Below are 20,189 nucleotides of genomic sequence, written 5' to 3' on the forward strand. Positions count from 1 at the left end.
GGTTCTGGCCGCGTGGAAGACGCACGACGCTGTGGGCCTGACGCGTATGTGTTGAGCAGTGTAGTGCTGTCACCGGGCCGTTTTCCGCCCCGGCGGCAGGATCACCCGTACGTGCGGTCCCGCGTCGGCGTTCCGTACGGACGGCCCCGGCTCATCCCTGGCCGGGGCCGCCCGCGCGCGGTGTTACGCGTCCTCGTTGTCGACCCAGCTCATGAGCTTGCGCAGCTCGGCGCCGGTGGTCGCGAGCAGGCTGTCGCTGTCGGCCTTCTTGTACTCGTTGTACTTCTTCAGACCGCCGTGGTACTCCTCCATCCAGTTCTTGGCGAAGGTGCCGTCCTGGATCTCGGCCAGGATCTTCTTCATCTCGACCTTGGTCTGGTCGGTGATGACGCGCGGGCCGCTGACGTAGTCGCCCCACTCGGCGGTCTCGGAGACCGACCAGCGCATCTTCTCCAGGCCGCCCTCGTACATCAGGTCCACGATCAGCTTCAGCTCGTGGAGGCACTCGAAGTACGCGATCTCCGGCTGGTAGCCGGCCTCGGTCAGCGTCTCGAAGCCCGCCTTGACCAGCGCGGCGGTGCCGCCGCAGAGCACGGCCTGCTCACCGAACAGGTCGGTCTCGGTCTCCTCGGTGAAGGTCGTCTTGATGACGCCGGCGCGGGTGCCGCCGATGCCCTTCGCGTACGAGAGCGCCAGCGCGAAGGCGCTGCCGGAGAAGTCCTGCTCGACGGCCGCGATGCACGGCACGCCGCGGCCCTCCTCGTACTGGCGGCGGACCAGGTGGCCGGGGCCCTTGGGGGCGACCATCGCGACATCGACATTGGCCGGCGGCTTGATGAAGCCGTAGCGGATGTTGAGGCCGTGGCCGAAGAACAGCGCGTCGCCGTCCTTCAGGTTGTCCTTGATGGACTCCTCGTAGACCTGGCCCTGGATCGGGTCCGGCACCAGGATCATGATGACGTCGGCCTCGGCGGCGGCCTCGGCGGGCGTCACCACGCGCAGGCCCTGCTCCTCGGCCTTGGCCTTGGACTTGGAGCCCTCGTGCAGACCGACCCGGACGTCGACACCCGAGTCACGGAGCGACAGCGCGTGGGCGTGGCCCTGGCTGCCGTAACCGATGACCGCGACCTTGCGGTTCTGGATGATGGACAGGTCGGCGTCGTCGTCGTAGAACAGCTCGGCCACTGGGTCTTCTCCTTGGTGTGCGCTGCTTGGGGTGCAGGCGGCTTCGAAAATGTCGCAGCTCTCGTCCCACCGTACGGCGGGACGACTGATGCTGGTCTCCCGGTCTCGCCATACGAGCGGAACGGGATGGGGTGGGCGTACTGACTGGCGGGGGGAAGGGCTACGCGCTGCGGTCGAGTGCGCGCAGGCTGCGGTCCGTGATGGACCGCGCGCCACGTCCTATGGCGATCGTGCCGGACTGCACCAGCTCCTTGATGCCGTACTGCTCCAGCATCTTCAGCATGGCGTCGAGCTTGTCGCTCGATCCGGTGGCCTCGATCGTGACGGCCTCGGGCGAGACGTCCACGGTCTTGGCGCGGAACAGCTGGACGATCTCGACGATCTGGGAGCGGGTCTCGTTGTCGGCGCGGACCTTCACCAGGACGAGCTCGCGCTGGATCGCGGCGCCGGGCTCAAGTTCGACGATCTTCAGGACGTTCACCAGCTTATTGAGCTGCTTCGTCACCTGCTCCAGGGGCAGTTCCTCGACATTGACCACGATGGTGATGCGGGAGATGTCGGGGTGCTCGGTGACACCGACGGCGAGCGAGTCGATGTTGAAGCCGCGGCGGGAGAACAGCGCGGCGATCCTGGCGAGGATGCCGGGGGTGTTCTCCACCAGAACGGAGAGCGTGTGCCTGGTCATGTGTCGGTCTCTTCTCTCGGTCTCTCGGGCTCTCGTTCCGCGGCTCAGTCGTCTGCGCTGTCGCCGAAGTCGGGGCGGACGCCCAGAGCGGCCATGACCTCGTCGTTGGAGGTGCCGGCGGCGACCATCGGCCACACCTGGGCGTCCTCGTGGACGATGAAGTCGACCACGACGGGGCGGTCGTTGATGGCGTTGGCCTTGGCGATCACCGCGTCCAGCTCGTCCGGGGACTCGCAGCGCAGCGCGACGCAGCCCATGGCCTCGGAGAGCTTGACGAAGTCCGGGACGCGGGTGCCGCCGCTGGGCCCTTCGGCCGCGTCCTGGCCGGAGTGCAGCACGGTGTTGGAGTAGCGCTGGTTGTAGAAGAGGGTCTGCCACTGGCGGACCATGCCCAGCGCGCCGTTGTTGATGATCGCGACCTTGATCGGGATGTTGTTGAGCGCGCAGGTGGTGAGTTCCTGGTTGGTCATCTGGAAGCAGCCGTCGCCGTCGATCGCCCAGACGGTGCGGTCCGGCTGCCCCGCCTTGGCGCCCATGGCGGCCGGCACGGCGTATCCCATGGTCCCGGCGCCGCCGGAGTTCAGCCAGGTGGCGGGCTTCTCGTACTCGATGAAGTGCGCGGCCCACATCTGGTGCTGGCCGACGCCCGCCGCGTAGATGGTGTCCTCGGGGGCGAGCTGGCCGATGCGCTGGATGACCTGCTGCGGCGAGAGGGTGCCGTCCGCGGGCTGGTCGTAGCCGAGGGGGTAGGTCTCGCGCCAGCGGTTGAGGTCCTGCCACCAGGCGGAGTAGTCGCCGACGTGGCCGTCGGTGTGCTCGGCCTGCACGGCCTGGACCAGATCGGCCAGGACCTCGCGGGCGTCGCCGACGATCGGCACGTCCGCGGTGCGGTTCTTGCCGATCTCGGCCGGGTCGATATCGGCGTGGACGATCTTGGCGTACGGCGCGAAGCTGTCCAGCTTGCCGGTGACGCGGTCGTCGAAACGGGCTCCGAGGGCGACGATCAGGTCGGCCTTCTGCAGCGCGGTGACGGCGGTGACCGATCCGTGCATGCCCGGCATTCCCACGTGCAGCGGGTGGCTGTCGGGGAACGCGCCCAGCGCCATCAGGGTGGTGGTGACGGGGGCGCCGGTCAGCTCGGCGAGGACCTTCAGCTCGGCGGTGGCGCCGGCCTTGAGGACGCCGCCGCCGACGTACAGCACCGGGCGCCTGGCCTGGGTGATCAGCCTGGCGGCCTCGCGGATCTGCTTGGCGTGCGGCTTGGTCACCGGGCGGTAGCCGGGCAGGTCCTGGGTGGGCGGCCAGCTGAAGGTCGTCTCCGCCTGGAGCGCGTCCTTGGCGATGTCCACCAGGACCGGTCCCGGGCGCCCGGTGGAGGCGATGTGGAAGGCCTCCGCGATCGTGCGCGGGATGTCCTCGGCCTTGGTGACCAGGAAGTTGTGCTTGGTGATCGGCATGGTGATGCCGCAGATGTCCGCCTCCTGGAAGGCGTCCGTCCCGATGGCCTTGCTCGCCACCTGGCCGGTGATCGCGACCATCGGCACGGAGTCCATGTGCGCGTCGGCGATCGGGGTGACCAGGTTGGTGGCGCCGGGGCCCGAGGTGGCCATGCAGACGCCCACCTTGCCGGTGGCCTGGGCGTAGCCCTCGGCGGCGTGGCCCGCGCCCTGCTCGTGGCGGACGAGGATGTGGCGGACCCGGGTCGAGTCCATCATCGGGTCGTACGCGGGGAGGATGGCGCCGCCGGGGATGCCGAATACCGTGTCGGCGCCCACTTCCTCAAGCGAGCGGATGAGGGACTGCGCGCCCGTGACGTGCTCGACGGAGGCGGTGGACGGTCCGCCGTTACGGGCCCGCGGCTGCGGATGGTGGGCCCCGGTGGCCTGCTCGGTCATCGGCATTCTCTTCTCGAAGAGGCTGAGGGTTTTTGCGATGGTTTGGGGTGTGCCGGTGCAACAAAAAACCCCTCGTGCCGTGAGGCAGGCGAGGGGAGCGCGTCGGTGTGGTTCGCAGAGCGGTTCGGGCTCTGCTTCAGCCGACGCGCTTTCCAAGTACGAGGATTCGGGTGCGCATGGCACTGACCCTCCCTCCGGCGCGCCATGGCTGTCAAGTGGGTGGGACGGGAGTCTCACTATTTGAGCGGATCGAGAGGCATCGAGGGGTGCGGAATCCGGTCGCCCGAGGACGCCCGGGAGGGCCGGACGGGCAGCGCGCTTCCGGTCAGTACGGGCAGGGCCGCGCCGCCCGGCAGGGGGTACGTACCGGACAGCAGGGCGCGGCGCAGCCGGTACTCGTCCAGCGGCCCGGAGAAGGCCATTCCCTGGCCGTGGGTACACCCCATGGCGCGCAGCGCGAGCACTTGCTCGGGGACGTCGACCCCGTCGGCCACGGACTGCATGCCCAGATCGCCGGCGATCCGCAGCAGTCCCGCCGTGATCTTGTGCAGCCGCGCGGACTCCACGACGCCCTCCACCAGACCGCGGTCCAGTTTCAGTACGTCCACGGGGAGCCGGCGCAGGGCGCTGATCGCGGCGTAGCCACTGCCGAAGCCGTCGAGGGCGATCCGTACCCCCAGTCGGCGCAGCGCGACGAGCCGGTGTTCCAGCTCGTCGAGGGAGGCGCGCGGATCGCTGTCGGACAGCTCGATCACCAGGGCCCCCGAGGGCAGCCCATGGCGGGTGAGCAGCGCCTCGATGGAGCCGGGCGGCATGGACTTGTCGAGCAGTCTGCGGGCCGGGAGCCGTACGGCGACGGGCACGGGATGGCCGATTCTCGCCCGTTCCGCGGCGTGGGAGACGGCTTCCTCCAGCAGCCAGCGGCCGAGCTCCGCGGTGCGGTCGCTGTCGTCGGCTCCGCGCAGGAACTCCGCGGGCGTGAACAGGATGCCCTGGGCGGAGCGCCAGCGGGCCTGGGCGGCGACGGCGGAGACCTGGCCGGTGGTGAGATGCACCACCGGCTGGTGGAGCAGGGCGAACTCGCCGTCGTGCAGTGCGGTGCGCAGCCGGGTCGCCAGCTCCGTCCTGCGGACGACGTCGGCCTGCATCTGGGGCGCGTACAGCTCGACGCGGTTCTTGCCCGCGGCCTTGGCGCGGTACATGGCGAGGTCCGCGTTGCGCATGAGCTCGGTGGGGGTTATGCCCGGTTCCGCGAAGGCGATACCGATGGAGGCGGCGACCCGGACATCGTTGCCGTCGATGCGGTACGGCTGCGAGAGCCTCAGGCGCAGCCGGTCGGCGATCTCGTGGACCTGGTGCTCCCGGGCGGTCCTGTCGTCGTTCCCGTCGCCGAGGACGATGGCCGCGAACTCGTCGCCGCCGAGCCGGGCCGCGGTGTCCCCGGCCCGTACGGAGTCCTGGAGCCGGTGGGCGGCGAGGATCAGCAGCTCGTCCCCGACCTGATGGCCCAGCCGGTCGTTGACGCCCTTGAAGCCGTCGAGGTCGATGAAGAGCACGGCGGTGCCCGGATCGGTCGTACGGCGGCCGGAGAGGGCCTGCCGCACGCGCTCGGTGAACAGGGCGCGGTTGGGCAGGTCGGTGAGCGGGTCGTGCTCGGCGTTGTGCTGGAGCTGCGCCTGGAGGCGGACCCGTTCGGTGACGTCCCGGCTGTTGAAGATCAGCCCGCCCTGGTGGCGGTTGACGGTGGACTCCACATTGAGCCAGTCGCCGGTCCCTGATCTGAAGCGGCACTCGATGCGGGTCGTCGGCTCCTCGGAGGGAGGCGCGGCCAGGAAGCGCCGTACTTCGTGGACCACCCGGCCGAGGTCGTCGGGGTGGATGATCGAGGCCAGTTCCGCGCCGACGAGATCCTCTGCCTCGCGGCCGTACACGCCCGTGGCGGCGGGGCTGACGTAGCGGAGTATGCCGGAGGGCGCGGCGATCATGATCACATCGCTGGAGCCCTGCACCAGGGACCGGAAGTGGTTCTCCTTCTGGGCCAGTTCATGGGTGAGCGCGATGTTGTCGACGAGCATGATGCCCTGCCGTACGACCAGCGCGAGCACGACCGCGCAGCCGGTGAGGACCACCACCCGGTCGACCCGGCGGCCCTCGATCACGTTGTAGAGGATGCCCAGCGTGCAGACGGCGGCGGCCAGATACGGCGTGAGCGCCGCGAGCGAGCCGGCGATCGGACGGCTGGGCGTACGGGGCTGGCGTGGCTGTGGCGGGCTCTCCGGGATACGGCGCATGCCCCACGGCGCGTACGCGAGGAGCAGCGAGCCGGCGAACCAGCCGGCGTCCAGCAACTGCCCCGAACGATAGGTCTCCCGCAGCAGCGGGGAGGTGAACAGGGCGTCGCACAGCACCGTCAGGGCGAGTGCGGCGATCGCCGTGTTGACGGCCGAGCGGCTGCCCGTGGCCCGCCGGAAGTGCAGCGCGAGCACCATGCTGACCAGCACGATGTCGAGCAGCGGATAGGCGAGGGAGAGCGCCGCCTGGGTCACGCTCTCGCCCTGGAAATGCGCCGTCCGCGCGAGGGCGAGGCTCCAGGAGAGGGTGAGCAGTGAGCCGCCGATCAGCCAGGAGTCGAGCGCCAGACAGAGCCAGCCGGCCCTGCTGGCCGGGCGCTTGGCGAGCACGAGCAGCCCCACGATGGCGGGTGGCGCGAAGCAGAGGAAGAAGAGATCGGCGAGTGAGGGGCTGGGCACCGGTTCGTTGAGGATGACCTCGTACCAGCCCCAGACGGCGTTCCCTCCGGAGGCCATCGCGGAGGAGAACGAGAACAGCAGCCAGGCGGGCCGGAAGCGGCTGCCGCGGCCACGTGCGTAGAAGAAGCAGGAGACCGCGGCGATCGCGGCGGCCAGGCTCAGTCCGAAGTCACCCATGAACAGGGCCAGTTCGTTCGAGCCCCAGCCCAGCGCCGCGCCGGCCGCGTAGCCCCCGCAGATCAGGGCGAGCAGCAGCTGCGCGACCAGCCCCGAGCCGCTGCCGGAGACCGCCCGCCTGCCGATGAGCACGCCCTCGGCGCTCACCGGAACACCCCGGGGGGTGTCGCTGTCACCGCCGAAGGAACCGGCCTGTTGATCGGGATGTCCGGAGGCCGCCGCCGGCGTCCCTGCCGCGTCGGATCGTTCGTCCATTGGCCGTACATCGCCCGTCGCCCCCCTCGCATTCTGACTCGCTCCGCTGCGCCGCCCCAGGCGCGCAGCAGCCCCCAGATCGGGACGATACACCAGTCTCGTCACTCAGGGACATAGTTCTTCTACTCTCCGTGACGACCAGGGGAGTTGTCGGCCACGAGGGTGTCCGGACGGCTGCGGAGAGTGGCCAGGGAGTCTCTTCCGGATCTTGACGCGGGGTGCTGCGGCTCGGATCAGCCCGTGGTGAGGACGAGGTTGCGCGGCTCCTCCCCGGCGGCGAACCGGGTGAGCTGGCCGGCCAGCAGCCGCTTGGCGCGCGGCAGGAACGCCGAAGTGGAGCCGCCGACATGGGGGCTGATGAGGACGCCCGGCGCGTGCCAGAGCGGATGGCCGGCGGGGAGCGGTTCCGGATCGGTGACGTCCAGGGCCGCCCTGATCCGTCCGCTCTCGGTCTCGGCGAGCAGGGCCTTGGTGTCGACGACGGCGCCGCGCGCGACATTGACCAGCAGCGCGCCGTCCTTCATCCGGGCCAGGAACTCCGCTCCGGCCAGGCCCCTCGTCCCCTCGGTGAGCGGGGTGGAGAGGATCACCACGTCGGCGTCGGGAAGCAGTTGGGGCAGTTCGGTGAACGCGTGGACGGCGCCGCGCTCCGTCGTGCGGGCGGAGCGGGCGACGCGCACCACCCGCGCGCACTCGAAGGGCGCGAGCCGGTCCTCGATGGCCTCGCCGATCGATCCGTACCCGATGATCAGTACGGATTTGTCGGCGAGCGCCGGGTAGAAGCCGGAGCGCCACTCCTCCCGCTGCTGGCCGGTGACGAAGCCGGGGATGCCGCGCAGGGAGGCGAGGATCAGGGCCAGGGTGAGTTCGGCGGTGCTGGCCTCGTGGACGCCCTTGGCGTTGCACAGGCGTACGCCGGCGGGAAGCGTGCCGAGCGCGGGGGTCACATGGTCTATGCCCGCCGAAAGGGTCTGGATGACGCGTACGGAGGTCATGGCGGCGAGCGGCCGTACCGCGACCTCGGGTCCCTTCATGTACGGGACGACATAGAAGGCGCAGTCGGCCGGGTCGGCGGGGTACTCCTCGCCGCCGTCCCAGAACAGATAGCGCGGTCCCTCCGGGAGACCCTCGATCCCGTCGGCCGGCAGGGGGAGCCATACGTCTGAAGTCATGGTCAGGAGGCTATGCGATGCGTGTCGGAGCGATGAGGTTAGCTTGAGGGCGGCACGAGGAGGGGTACGGCGTTGGAGCGCAGGACAATCGGTGCGGCGGCGCTCGAAGTGGGCGCGATCGGCCTCGGCTGTATGCCGATGCACTGGGCCTACACCGGCTCGCAGCAGCACGGCGACCGTTCGCTCCGTACGGTGCACGCGGCGCTCGACGCCGGTACGAGCCTGCTCGACACGGCCGACATGTACGGCCCCTTCACCAATGAGCTGCTGCTGGGGCGGGTGCTCGGGCAGCGGCGCGCGGATGTCTTCGTCTCGACCAAGTGCGGACTGCTCGTCGGTGATCAGCACATCGTCGCCAACGGCCGCCCCGGGTATGTGCGGCGGGCGTGCGACGCCTCGTTGCGGCGGCTCCAGACCGATGTGATCGATCTCTACCAGCTGCACCGCGCCGATCCCGAGATACCGGTCGAGGAGACCTGGGGCGCGATGGCGGAGCTGGTGACCGCGGGGAAGGTGCGGGCGCTCGGGCTGTGCGCGGTGGGGGCGCGCGCGTCCCGGCGCAGATCGGGGGCGCATCTGCACGAGTCGACGATCCGCCAGCTGGAGCGGGTGCAGCAGGTGTTTCCGGTGAGCGCGGTGGAGGCGGAGCTCTCGGTGTGGTCGCCGGAGGCGCTGGAGCGGCTGCTGCCGTGGTGCGAGGCGCGCGGTATCGGGTTCCTGGCGGCGATGCCGCTGGGCAATGGCTTTCTGACCGGCACGCTCACGCCGGGGCAGGGTTTTGAGCCGGATGACGTACGGGCGCGGCATCCGCGGTTCACGGCGGAGATGATGGCGGCGAACCAGCCACTGGTGGTGGGGCTGCGGCGGATCGCGGCGCGGCACGGCGCGACCCCGGCGCAGGTGGCGCTGGCGTGGGTGCTGAGCCGGGGGCGGCATGTGGTGCCGCTGCCGGGGACGAAGCGGGAGCGGTGGGCGGTGGAGAACGCGCGGGCGGCGGAGCTGACGCTGACGGCGCGGGATCTGGCCGAGATCGCGGAGCTGCCGCCGGTAAGGGAATCGTGGGACTGAGCGCGGCCGTGGCTTCGGGGCGGCCGTGGGGGAGGAACAGCCGCGGTGCGGTAACCGTAAGGCACAGCGGTAGCGGTGAAGCTCAGGTGAATCAGCGCAGGGAATCGCAGCATTCGAAGGGATGGAACCGTGCAACGTTCAGCAGTGACGGCCATGGTGGCCGCTGTCTCCCTCCTCGTCTTAACGGGATGCTCCTCCGGCGACGGTACGGTTCCCGTGCCCGGCCGGAGCGCGACCACGGCCCCGGCCGCCGCGGCATCGCGGGACGCGGCGCCGAGCCCGTCGGCCGCGCCCGCCAAGGGCTCGGTGAAGGTGGTGTCCACCCTGACGGAAGGGCTCAAGTCCCCCTGGGGACTGGCCGCTCTGCCGGACGGTGATCCGCTGGTGTCCTCGCGCGACGAGGGGACCATCACCCGGGTGGACGCGGAGACCGGGAAGAAGACCGTGATCGGCTCGGTACCCGGGGTCTCCCCGGGGGGCGAGGGCGGGCTGCTGGGCATCGCGCTCTCTCCTTCGTACGCCTCGGACCATCAGGTGTACGCGTATTTCACGACCGCGTCGGACAATCGCATCGCGCGGATGTACTACGACGAGAAGAAGCCGGCCGGGCAGCAGTTGGGAGCGCCGGACACGGTGCTGCGTGGCATTCCGAAGGGCCATATCCACAACGGCGGCCGGATCGCTTTCGGCCCGGACAAGATGCTGTACGCGGGCACGGGCGAGACCGGTGAAAAGGGCCTCGCGCAGGACAAGAAGTCGCTGGCCGGCAAGATCCTGCGGATGACTCCGGACGGCGAGCCCGCGTACGGCAATCCGGAAGCGAATTCGGTCGTCTATTCCGTGGGCCACCGCGATGTAGAGGGTCTCGCCTGGGATTCCGGGAAGCGGCTGTGGGCCTCGGAGTTCGGCCAGGACACCTGGGACGAGCTGAATCTCATCGAGCCGGGCAAGAATTACGGCTGGCCCGACGAGGAGGGAAAGGCCCATAAGCCGGGCTTCGTCGACCCGGTCGTCCAGTGGAGGCCGGACGAGGCGTCGCCGAGCGGTATCGCGTACGCGGAGGGCTCGATCTGGATGGCGGCGCTGCGCGGCGAGCGGCTGTGGCGGATTCCCCTGGCGGGCCGGGAATCCGCGGCCGCCCCTCAGGCGTTCCTGAAGGGTGAGTACGGCCGCCTGCGCACGGTGCTTTCGGTGGGCGGCGACAAGGTGTGGCTGATGACCAGCAATACGGATGGCCGGGGCACACCGAAGCCGGGGGACGACAGGATCCTCCTGCTGGAGGTCGCGTAGCGATACGCGCCGACGCGTGTGAAGAGGGTGAGCAGTCCGTGTTCAACCTGATCGAGGAGCTTTTCGCCCCGGGCCGCAAGCACACCGACGAGGAACGGAAGAGACTGGAGCTGACCCGGGTCGATGTCGATGACAACGATCCGGGCCGGGGACCGATAGACCTCGCCTCGGGAAAGGTCACGATAAGGCTGCCGGCCCAGCAGGAGGAGTGACGGAACGGGGCCCTGCGCCGCGGAATCGCGGGCCCTACGCCGCCTGGTCGGGGAAGAGGCGCAGCCGGTGGGCGAGGGCCGCCGCCTCCGTACGGCCCGACACCCCCAGCTTGGCCAGGATGTTGGAGACATGGACGCTCGCCGTCTTGGGCGAGATATACAGCTCCTCGGCGATCCTGCGGTTGCTGTGACCGGCGGCGACCAGCCGCAGGACGTCCTGTTCCCGGGGGGTCAGACCCAGTGAGCGCGCCGGGTCCGGGTCCGGGGCGGAGCCCGGGGCCTTACGGATACCGGCGGGCGTCGGCGCGATACTGATCCGGGCCCGGCCGGCGAGCAGTTCGATCTCCTCGGTCAGCGGGCGCGCGCCCAGGCCGCGGGCCGCGGTGTGGGCGAGGACGAGCAGGTCGGCGGCTTCGGCGCGGTCGGCGTGGTGGTCCAGCAGAGCGGCGGCCCAGCGCTGCCGGACGAGCGCCAGCTCAAAGGGTCGCTCCGTCGCCTCGAAGGCGGCGACGGCGCGCGCCCACAGCTCCGGCGCCATTCTGCCCTCCGCCCGCGCCAGCTCGGCCTCCAGCATGAGCCCGTACGCGTGCCAGACGGGCACGAGCGTGGGCATCCGCTTGGCGTGGAGACGTATGGCCGTGAGCACCGCCGCCCGTCCGGCGTCCGCGTCCGGCAGCCCTCTGGTGTCCGCCTCGATCGAGGCAGCCGCGCACAGCAACGGCAGTGCGTACTGCCGCGTCCCCGGCGGGAAGCCGTGCTCGGTGATCCGCTCGAACTCGGCCCTGGCGTCGGCCAGCGCGCCGCGCCGCGCGGCGATACACATCGCGAGCCGGGCCGGCGGTATGAGGTGCTGTGGCTGGAAGTCATGGGTGCCGAAGAAGCTCCGGGTCAGCTCCACCTGGCGGTGCGCCTCGTCGAAGTCGCCGCGGGCCAGGGCCAGTTCGGCGCGGCGTCCGGCGATCAGACCGCGTGGCTTGTGGGACTGGGCGAGCTCCACCGTGTCGTCGAGGACGGCGTCCGCCTCGGTCCAGCGGCCGAGGGAGAAGAGAGAGTGGGCCAGGTTGTGGCGCACCCAGGCCTCCGTGTCGGCGAGCCCCCGCCGATGGGTGAAGGCAATGCCCTGCTCGGCGGCGGTCACCGCCTCCTCGGAGCGGCCCATGCTCTCCAGCGTGGACGGCAGATTGATGCTGGCCCGGCCCAGGATCCCGGCGGCGCCCAGCTCGACGGCCCGGTCGCGGGCCTCGTATATCTCGGCGATTCCCTCTTCGACGCCGCCCGCGTCGGCGGTGAGCCAGCCGCGGGTGAGGCGGGCGTGCAGCTCGGTGAGCTCGGCGCCGACCAGCCTGGCGTACTCCACGGCCCGGTCGGCGGCGGCCAGGCTGTCGGGGCCCGGCTGGTGCAGGGCGCCCCAGTTCGCGACCGCGGCGAGCACCTCCGCGTGCACGGCGGACGGCCGCATCCCGCGCACCAGCTCCTGGGCGGTGGCCAGTTCCTGCCAGCCGTCGCCGCGCGTGAGGTCCTGCGTCAGCCGGGAGCGCTGGATCCAGAACCAGGCGGCGCGCAGCGGATCCTTCCCGCCGTCCTCGCCCTCCAGGATCCGCAGGGCCTTCTTGGAGATGGCCAGGGCGCGTTCGCGCTCACCGCCGAAGCGGGCGGCGACCGTCACCTCGGCCATCAGATCCAGATAGCGCAGCGGCGGGGAGGTCGGATCGCCGCCGCAGGGCGGATAGACCTCGACGTCGTCCGGCGGCCGCAGCGTGCCACGTACCTCCTCGGGGGCGTCGTCCCACAGCTCCATGGCCCTTTCGAGCAGCCTCAGTTGCTCGGAGTACGCGTAGCGCCGGCGCGCCTCCACGGCGGCGCTCAGCACCGCGGGGAGGGCCTTGGCCGCGTCATGCGCGTGGTACCAGTGGCTGGCGAGGCGGGTGGTGCGCTCATCGGCCCGTACGAGCGAGGGATTGGTCTCCAGCACCTCGGCGTAGCGGCGGTTGATCCGGGAGCGCTCGCCCGGAAGCAGATCGTCGCTGACCGCCTCGCGCACCAGGGAGTGCCGGAAGCGGTAGCCGTCGCCGTCCGCCGTGGGCAGCAGGATGTTGGCGCCGACGGCGGCCCGCAGCGCCTCGATCAGCTCGTCCTCCGCGAGCCGGCCGACGGCCGCCAGCAGCCGGTATTCGACGGTCGTGCCACCCTCGGCGACGATCCTGGCGACCCGCTGGGCGTCCTCCGGCAGCGCCTCGACCCTGACGAGCAGCAGATCGCGCAGGGAGTCGCTCAGACCGGTGCTGCACCCCGTCCCGATGGAGCAGGCCAGCTCCTCCACGAAGAACGCGTTGCCGTCGGAGCGTTCGAAGATCTGCTCCAGCAGGGCCGGGTCCGGTTCTGCCGCGAGGATGCCCGTGAGCTGGCTCCGTACCTCCGCGCGGTTGAAGCGGGAGAGCTCGATACGGCGCACGGAGCGCAGCCGGTCCAGCTCGGCCAGGAGCGGGCGCAGCGGGTGGCGGCGGTGGATGTCGTCCGCGCGGTACGTGGCGAGCACGACGAGCCGGCCGCGGCGCAGCGCGCGGAAGAGATAGGCGAGGAGATGGCGGGTGGAGGCGTCCGCCCAGTGCAGATCCTCCAGGACGAGCACGACCGTACGGTCGGCCGCCAGCCGCTCCAGCAGGCGCGCGGTGAGCTCGAAGAGCCGGGCGGTGCCGTCCTCTCCGAGCGCGCCGCGGTCCGACTGGCCCAGCTCGGGCAGGATCCGGGCCAGCTCGTCCTCCTGGCCCTCGGCCGCCGCCTTCAGCTCGTCGGGCAGTTGGCGGCGCAGGGAGCGCAGCGCGGTGGAGAAGGGCGCGAACGGCAGTCCGTCCGCGCCTATTTCGACGCAGCCGCCGACCGCCACGACGGCCTTCTCGGCGCAGGCCACCGCGTGCAGCTCCTCGATGAGCCGCGTCTTGCCGACCCCTGCCTCGCCGCCGATGAGCAACGCCTGCGGCTCGCCCGCGGTGGCGCGGGCGAGCGCTTCGGTGAGAGCGGTGAGCTCGGCGGATCTGCCGACGAACACGGGGCTGACTGACCTGTTCTCCACGGGCCCGAGCATCGCACAGGGGTCTGACAGCGCGGCACTGGTTATCGGGTGGAGGGTCATCAGGTCACGCCGCGCGCGCGAACCGGTCGTGCGGGGTGCTCACCCGGCCCTTCCGGTCTTTCCTGGCCGCTCGCCGCGCCTGCCGGCGGGCGGTGCGGATCTCCCGTACGAGCCGCTGATGGTCGGCCCTGCGGATGAACTCGGCCGCGTTGATCTTCTGGAGTTCGTACTCGAACATCGGGTCCCCCTGGTGAAGGTTTCTGGCGTCTGGTGATGCCTCTACCTTCGTCTCCCAGGGGGTACGGCCACATCGGGAGAGTGCCGCATCTTGGCCGACCCGCGTGCCTTAGAAACAGCGGTGGGGACTCACGTACGGCCTAAGGCCCCGGCGGTGTGACACCGCGCGGGCCTCAGGACCTGTCCGGGAGACGGGAGAACGGTCTACGGGGGGGGCGAGCGGGCTCAGGGGGTGGCGGTCGGCAGGGCCGCGAAGAGGTCGAAGTACATGCCGAGGGAGACCAGCAGCCCCAAGAAGCCGAGGACCGCTCCGGCCAGCGCGAACGGGCGCACCCAGCCGGTGCGCTGCGGCAGGGTCAGCACGATCACTCCGATGAGCAGCGCCACGAGGGCCACGGCGCCGTTGATCGCGGCGGTGACATGCCAGGCGTCGCCGTAGATCGCGGAGATCTGCTGCTCGGCGGTGCCGGACTGGCCGGTCTTGAGCTGTCCCACCAGGCCCTGGCGCTCGGCGAGGACCCGGCTGGTCCAGGTGCCGGTAAGGGCGACGATGCCGAGGCAGACGGCGACGATGGAGGCGGCGGCGGAGCCGAGACCGGACGGGCGGCTCGCCGCGGCGAGTTCGTCGTCGTCCAGGTCCTCGGCGTCGTCGGTGTCGTCGGTGTCCTCGCCCGTGTGGGCGTCTGTGCCGGTGCCGTCCAGGGCGTCGGCCGGGGTGGCGTCCTGGACGGTGTGCTCGGCGACGGACCCCTTCGTGAGGTCGGCCTTGGGGCCGGTCTTGGTCTCCGCCGTCGCCTCGGCTCCGGAGGCGGCGGTCCCGGCCGTCTCCGGGTCGGTGGTCGGGGTGGCGGTCTCGGTCTCGGGGGTCGGGTTCATACGGCGCACGCTAGGGGCCCCGTCTGAGAACTTCCTGAGAACGCCGAAATTCGCCGTCGAAAACCGTTTCGAGGGCGGGCCGAAGGGCCGGGCCGAGGGTCCGCGAGGTCAGCCGGAGGTGCCCGCCCGCTCGCGCCACTCGGACGCCAGGACCGACCAGATCTCGGTGTTCTGCCGTACGCCGCGGTGCGGAGAGCTCTCCCGCAGCACCCCGTCCCGTGTCATGCCGAGCCGTTGCGCGACCTTGATGCTCGCGGTGTTGGCGGACGACACCCGCCACTCCACGCGGTGTATCCCGCGCTCCTCCACCGCCCAGTCGATCAGTACCCGGGACGCGCGCGTGACCAGACCGCGCCCCGTCGCGGCGGGCTCCAGCCAGCAGCCGACCTCGCAGTTGCCGGTCGCCGCGTCGAAGATACGGAACAGCACCCCGCCGACGAGGGTGGAGTCGAGCCAGATCCCGTAGATCCGTCCGCTGTCGGCTGCCTGCTTCTCCGCGTACGAGGTGAGCAGCGCGCGGGCGGACACCGGATCGGTGACGGCGGAGGCCAGCTTGATGTGTTCATCGACCAGATCCCTGGCGCGGTCCATGTGGGCGAGGAACTCCTCGGCCCGCCATGGTTCCAGCGGGCGCAGCTCCGCCCCGTCACCCAGTGGTATCGCGAACATCGGGCCCCCTACGTACGAGTGAACAGGTTTGCGGGTGTTCGCCGCACGAGCACGCCGTCCTCGGTCTCACTGGCCTCGGACTCGCCGGCCTCTATCCCGTCGGCCTCTGTCCCGTCGGCCTCGGTCTCGTGCGGCTCAGGGATCTTCGCATGTCCGCGCCGTTCGGGCGCTTCAATACTGATCCGCGGCAGCCAGCGGTCGAGCCGGCGCGGCAGCCACCAGTTGGCGCCGCCGAGCATATGCATCAGGGCCGGGACCAGCAGCGTACGGAGGACGAAGGCGTCCAGCGCGACCGCCGCCGCCAGCGCGATCCCGAACATGGCGATGACCCGCTCGCCGCTCAGGACGAACGCGAGGAAGACCGAGATCATGATGACCGCCGCGGAGTTGATCACCCGCCCGGTCTCGGCGAGGCCGACGCGGACCGCCCGTCGGTTGTCCCCCGTCTCCAGCCACTCCTCGTACATCCGGCTCACCAGGAAGACCTGGTAGTCCATGGAGAGTCCGAAGAGCACCGAGACCATGATCACGGGCAGGAAGGGTTCGATCGGGCCCGCGCTGCCGAGCCCCAGCAGCTCGCTCCCCCACCCCCACTGGAAGATCGCGACGACGACCCCGAAGGACGAGGCGACGGCGGCCACATTCATCAGGGCTGCCTTGACCGGGATGCCCACGGACCGGAAGGCGAGCAGTAGAAGCAGACAGCCGAGGGTGATGACCACCCCGATGAAGAGCGGCAGTTTGCCGATGATGATCTCCGCGAAGTCGTCATAGCTCGCGGTGAGTCCGCCGATGTGCACGTCCAGGGAGGTGCCGGCCGCGGCCTCGGGCAGCACGTCCGTACGTAGCCGGTCGACCAGTGCGCTGGTGTCCCGCGACTGGGGCGACGAATCGGGTACGACGGTGAGCGCGGCCGTGTCGCCGCTGCCGTTGAACGTGATCGGGCCGACGGAGGCGACGCCCTCCGTCGTACGCAGCGTGCTGGGCAGCTGGTCCATGGCGAGCCGGTCGTCGGCACCGTCCAGGTGCGCGACCAATGTCAACGGGCCGTTGACGCCGGGGCCGAACCCTTCCGCGAGCCGGTCGTACGCCTGCCGGGTGGTCGTGGAGGCGGGGTTGTTGCCCTGGTCGGAGGTGCCCAGATGCAGCGAGAACGTGGGCAGGGCGAGGACCAGCATCACCGCGGCGGCCACGGCGCCGAGCAGCTTGGGATGGCGTTCGACGAAGAGAGACCAGCGGGCGGCGAAGGTCGTGGGCCGGGCCGGCTCGGGTCCGTGCGCGGCCAGCCGCGCCCGTTCGCGCCGGCTCAGCGCCCGCGTACCGATGTACGAGAGCAGGGCGGGCAGCAGGGTCACGGACGCGGCGACGGTCAGGACGACCGTGAGGGAGGCGGCGATCGCGACACCGTTGAGGAAGCTCAGCCCCAGGATCAGCATGCCGAGCAGGGCGATACAGACGGTGGCCCCGGCGAAGACGACGGCTCTGCCGGTGGTCGCGACCGCGTTGACCGCCGCCTCATGGACGCTCAGACCGCGTTTGAGACCCGTACGGTGCCGGGTCACGATGAACAGCGCGTAGTCGATGCCGACTCCGAGGCCGATCAGCAGACCGAGCATCGGCGCGAAGTCCGCGACCGTCATCACATGGCCGAGCAGCGCGATGCCCCCGTACGCGGTGCCGACCGAGACCAGCGCGGTGGCCAGGGGCAGCATGCTGGCCGCGAGTGAGCCGAAGGCGAGGAAGAGGACGACGGCGGCGACGGCCACGCCCACGATCTCGGCGATGTGCGCCGAGGTGGATTCGGTGAGCGCGACGGCGCTGCCGCCGAGCTGTACGTCCAGCCCGTTGTCGGCGGCGGCCTTCGCGGTGTCGACCACCGCTTCGGCCTGCGACACGGGGATCTGGTCGGTCGGCCGCTCGAAGGTGATCCGCGCGTAGGCGGTCCGTCCGTCCGTGCTGATCTGTGCGGCGCCGTCGGGCGCGTAAGGGCCGGCGACGGACGAGACGCCGGGCAGCTTCCCGACCTTGTCGAGCATCTCCCCCATGCGCTGCTTGACCTCGGGCGTACGGACGGATCCATAGCCCGGACCGGTGCCGGCGGTGCGGTCCGCGTGCCAGACGATCGTGTTGTCGTCGCCGCCGAGCCCCCGGAAGCCGTCGTTGAGCAGTTGGGCGGCGCGGCCCGACTCGGTGCCGGGCGCCTCGTAGTCGTTGGAGTACGAGGAGCCCAGCACGCCCGCGGCGGTCGAGACACCGCCGAGGGCGAGCAGCCAGAGAAGAACGGCAAGGAGACGGTGCCTGATGCACCACCGCGCGATGGCTGCCAACGGATCGCTCCCTGCGTCACTGGTGGGAGATCCACTGTCGCAGCGATTAGTGATCGATTGTCCGTTTGGTGGGTTTACTCACAGTGCGCGGACCCGGGAACTCAGGGCGGTTCCGGCCCTCAGCCGGAGACGCTGACCCGCCCGTTCTCGATGTGGCCCATCAGACGGCGACGGAAACCGGTGCCGGTGTTGTCGCTGTCGGTCTCGCTGTCGCTGTCGGCGGTGATCTCGATGTCGTACCAGCCGTGCGCGTCCGCCGCCGAGTGCACGACGGTCCGGCCGCGCCCCGGCTTCACCGTGATCTGCCGGGTCCAGCCGTCGAGATCGGCCTCGTCGACATAGCCCAGGGGCCGCACCGTGAACGTGATCGGCCGGTCGCCCCTGTTGCGCAGATCGAGATGGAGATCGCGGTCGTGGTGGTCGACGGTCGAGGAGACCTCCGCGCCGTGTCCGGCCACCGGTCCGGCGAACTCACGGCGGAAACCGTTCGGCCCGGTGATCGTGAAGCGGTACGCGTCACCGGTGAGCCCGGTAAGGGGTACCCGCCATTGCGCCGTGCCCCTTACATCGCGGTGCTGCGGGATCGCGAACTCGCCGGCGTACGGATAGAGCGCGAAGTGCGCGCTCGCACGCCCGGTGTTGCTGAGCGCGACCTTGAACACCCGCCCCGCACGCTCGTCCTCGACCCGGCCGTACGCGTCGGTCTGGTACGGCAGCGGCCTGGCCGGGCGCACGCCCTTCTCCTGTACGGGCATCCGCTGCTCGGCGGGCGGTACGGGCCGCCAGCGGCCGGTGAACGGCGGGATCGCCCCCGGCTGTTCGACCTCGGGGAGCCTGCGGCCGCGCTGGAAGTCGAAGGCGGAGGTCAGATCGCCGGTGACATTGCGCCGCCACGCGGTGATGTTGGGCTCGTCCACCCCGGTCCACTTCTCCAGGAAGCGGATCACGGAGGTGTGGTCGAAGACCTGCGAGCAGACATAGCCGCCGACGGTCCAGGGCGAGACGACCAGCAGCGGCACGCGCATACCGAGCCCGGTCGGCCGGCCCTGCCAGCGCTCGGCGGAGCCGGAGGGGCCCTCGGCGGGCGGCACGGGCGGCGGCACGTGGTCGAAGAAGCCGTCGTTCTCGTCGTAGTTGATCAGTACGACGGTGTGCCGCCACACGTCGGGGTGCGCGCCGAGCGCGTCGAGCACCTTGTAGACGAGCGTGGCGCTGGCGATCGGCGACGACGATCCGGGATGCTCGGAGTCGACCGCCGAGGGCACCAGATAGGACACCTCGGGCAGCGTCCCGGCGGCCACATCGGCCCGGAACCGCTCGGCCAGGGTGCCGCTCTCGACCCGGCGCAGCCCGCGCTCGAAGAGCGACCGCTCGTACGGGGACAGCGCGGCGACGCCCTCCTCCAGCGCGGCGAGCAGCCGCTCGCGCTCGGCGGCGTCCTCGGTGTCACGCACGGCGGCGTAGAACGCCTCCATGTACGTGAAGCCGGCCGCCCCGGGCCGGCCCGGCAGCGCACGCGCCACGGTGAGCGCCTTGCGGGCGATGTCCTTGAAGGTGGTGAAGAACTCGATGTTGTTGTCGGTGAAGTTCTCCCACTCCGTGTACGTCTGCCAGCTCCGCCCGGCCTTCTCCAGCCGCTCGGCGTAGGTCGGCCACGGATAGCCGGGGTGGGTGCCCTCGTCGTACGCGTCGTTCCCGACGGCCCGCCGCCCGTCGGCCTCGTACCCCGACCAGCCGCTCCACAGATGGTTGCGGTTGGGGCTCGTCGACGTATGGACGGAGGAGTGGTACGCGTCGCAGACGGTGAACGTGTCCGCCAGCTCGTAGTGCAGCGGGAGGTCGTGGCGGTCGTAGTACGCCATGGTGGCGGCGGTCTTGGCGGAGACCCACCGGTCCATCCACCCGTTGTTCCAGGCCGCTGCCCCGCCGTTCCAGGAGTGGTCCAGGTCCCCGATGTACTGGAGGTCCTTCTTCTGCGTCTCGGCCGCGTCCCGGACGGGGAAGGGCAGCACGGTCCCGAGCGGCCCCGGCTGCTCGAAGACGGGCTTCCCGGACGGCAGCTCGACGGCGTTACGGTCCCCGAAGCCCCGCACCCCGCGCAGCGTGCCGAAGTAGTGGTCGAAGGAGCGGTTCTCCTGCATGAGGATCACCACATGCTTGATCGCCCGCATCCCGCCGTCAGCCGGCTCGGCGGCCAGCGCGGCCTGCAGGGACGGAGGCAGCACCGACCCCACCGCCGCCGCACCCAGGGCGCCGGTGCCGAGGGCGAGCATTTTTCTGCGCGATATCTCCGGAGACATGCCGGGGACGGTAATGAAGTC

Annotated in this window: 14 protein-coding genes; 3 read left to right on the top strand and 11 right to left on the bottom strand. The window is 70.7% G+C overall.

What is annotated here, in order from left to right; genetic code table 11:
* Positions 1–183 precede the first annotated feature (183 nt).
* From ilvC to IF11_RS0113645, 5 genes are all read right to left on the bottom strand, one after another.
* Positions 184–1,185 (bottom strand): ketol-acid reductoisomerase, encoded by a 1,002-nt coding sequence (ilvC, locus tag IF11_RS0113625; protein WP_030351816.1) that lies wholly within the window; start codon positions 1,183–1,185, stop codon positions 184–186.
* Positions 1,186–1,345: 160 nt separating this feature from the next.
* Positions 1,346–1,870, bottom strand: a complete 525-nt coding sequence (ilvN, locus tag IF11_RS0113630) for an acetolactate synthase small subunit (RefSeq protein WP_030351817.1) — start codon at positions 1,868–1,870, stop codon at positions 1,346–1,348.
* 44 nt (positions 1,871–1,914) lie between these two features.
* Positions 1,915–3,765 (bottom strand): acetolactate synthase large subunit, encoded by a 1,851-nt coding sequence (locus IF11_RS0113635; RefSeq protein WP_030351818.1) that lies wholly within the window; start codon positions 3,763–3,765, stop codon positions 1,915–1,917.
* 236 nt (positions 3,766–4,001) lie between these two features.
* A complete protein-coding gene (locus tag IF11_RS0113640; protein WP_030351819.1) occupies positions 4,002–6,839 on the bottom strand; it encodes a putative bifunctional diguanylate cyclase/phosphodiesterase in 2,838 nt (945 codons plus the stop codon).
* A 341-nt stretch (positions 6,840–7,180) separates the two neighbouring features.
* Positions 7,181–8,119, bottom strand: coding sequence for a 2-hydroxyacid dehydrogenase (locus IF11_RS0113645; RefSeq protein ID WP_030351820.1), 939 nt, complete (start codon positions 8,117–8,119; stop codon positions 7,181–7,183).
* A gap of 72 nt (positions 8,120–8,191) precedes the next feature.
* Between IF11_RS0113645 and IF11_RS0113650 the strand changes: the two genes are divergently transcribed.
* From IF11_RS0113650 to IF11_RS41280, 3 genes are all read left to right on the top strand, one after another.
* Complete coding sequence (locus tag IF11_RS0113650) at positions 8,192–9,187, top strand: aldo/keto reductase (RefSeq protein WP_030351821.1); 996 nt, start codon at positions 8,192–8,194, stop codon at positions 9,185–9,187.
* 153 nt (positions 9,188–9,340) lie between these two features.
* Complete coding sequence (locus IF11_RS0113655; protein ID WP_030351822.1) at positions 9,341–10,477, top strand: PQQ-dependent sugar dehydrogenase; 1,137 nt, start codon at positions 9,341–9,343, stop codon at positions 10,475–10,477.
* A 38-nt stretch (positions 10,478–10,515) separates the two neighbouring features.
* A complete protein-coding gene (locus IF11_RS41280) occupies positions 10,516–10,689 on the top strand; it encodes a DUF6191 domain-containing protein (RefSeq protein ID WP_165840657.1) in 174 nt (57 codons plus the stop codon).
* Between the two features lie 34 nt (positions 10,690–10,723).
* On the opposite strand, the gene IF11_RS0113665 is transcribed toward IF11_RS41280, so the two are convergent.
* The 6 genes from IF11_RS0113665 to IF11_RS0113690 form a co-directional block, all read right to left on the bottom strand.
* Positions 10,724–13,771 (bottom strand): AAA family ATPase, encoded by a 3,048-nt coding sequence (locus IF11_RS0113665; RefSeq protein ID WP_078490660.1) that lies wholly within the window; start codon positions 13,769–13,771, stop codon positions 10,724–10,726.
* Between the two features lie 52 nt (positions 13,772–13,823).
* Positions 13,824–13,997, bottom strand: a complete 174-nt coding sequence (locus IF11_RS41285) for a hypothetical protein (protein WP_165840658.1) — start codon at positions 13,995–13,997, stop codon at positions 13,824–13,826.
* A 224-nt stretch (positions 13,998–14,221) separates the two neighbouring features.
* The gene (locus tag IF11_RS0113675; protein ID WP_051745864.1) at positions 14,222–14,872 is read right to left on the bottom strand and encodes a hypothetical protein; all 651 of its coding nucleotides are present in this window, start codon (positions 14,870–14,872) and stop codon (positions 14,222–14,224) included.
* A 108-nt stretch (positions 14,873–14,980) separates the two neighbouring features.
* Positions 14,981–15,541, bottom strand: a complete 561-nt coding sequence (locus tag IF11_RS0113680; RefSeq protein ID WP_030351825.1) for a GNAT family N-acetyltransferase — start codon at positions 15,539–15,541, stop codon at positions 14,981–14,983.
* A gap of 8 nt (positions 15,542–15,549) precedes the next feature.
* Positions 15,550–17,868: an MMPL family transporter gene (locus IF11_RS0113685; protein ID WP_051745865.1), complete on the bottom strand. Its 2,319-nt coding sequence runs from the start codon at positions 17,866–17,868 to the stop codon at positions 15,550–15,552.
* Between the two features lie 119 nt (positions 17,869–17,987).
* Positions 17,988–20,168, bottom strand: a complete 2,181-nt coding sequence (locus tag IF11_RS0113690) for a phosphocholine-specific phospholipase C (RefSeq protein ID WP_030351827.1) — start codon at positions 20,166–20,168, stop codon at positions 17,988–17,990.
* Between the last annotated feature and the right edge of the window lie 21 nt (positions 20,169–20,189).

Source organism: Streptomyces scopuliridis RB72 (assembly GCF_000718095.1).
GTDB classification, from domain to species: Bacteria; Actinomycetota; Actinomycetes; order Streptomycetales; family Streptomycetaceae; genus Streptomyces; species Streptomyces scopuliridis.

Coding starts and splice junctions, on each gene's coding strand:
- ilvN (WP_030351817.1), bottom strand. CDS start 1,870: ATGACCAGGCACACGCTCTCCGTTCTGGTGGAGAACACCCCCGGCATC.
- IF11_RS0113635 (WP_030351818.1), bottom strand. CDS start 3,765: ATGACCGAGCAGGCCACCGGGGCCCACCATCCGCAGCCGCGGGCCCGT.
- IF11_RS0113645 (WP_030351820.1), bottom strand. CDS start 8,119: ATGACTTCAGACGTATGGCTCCCCCTGCCGGCCGACGGGATCGAGGGT.
- IF11_RS0113655 (WP_030351822.1), top strand. CDS start 9,341: ATGGTGGCCGCTGTCTCCCTCCTCGTCTTAACGGGATGCTCCTCCGGC.
- IF11_RS0113665 (WP_078490660.1), bottom strand. CDS start 13,771: ATGCTCGGGCCCGTGGAGAACAGGTCAGTCAGCCCCGTGTTCGTCGGC.
- IF11_RS41285 (WP_165840658.1), bottom strand. CDS start 13,997: ATGTTCGAGTACGAACTCCAGAAGATCAACGCGGCCGAGTTCATCCGC.
- IF11_RS0113675 (WP_051745864.1), bottom strand. CDS start 14,872: ATGAACCCGACCCCCGAGACCGAGACCGCCACCCCGACCACCGACCCG.
- IF11_RS0113680 (WP_030351825.1), bottom strand. CDS start 15,541: ATGTTCGCGATACCACTGGGTGACGGGGCGGAGCTGCGCCCGCTGGAA.
- IF11_RS0113690 (WP_030351827.1), bottom strand. CDS start 20,168: ATGTCTCCGGAGATATCGCGCAGAAAAATGCTCGCCCTCGGCACCGGC.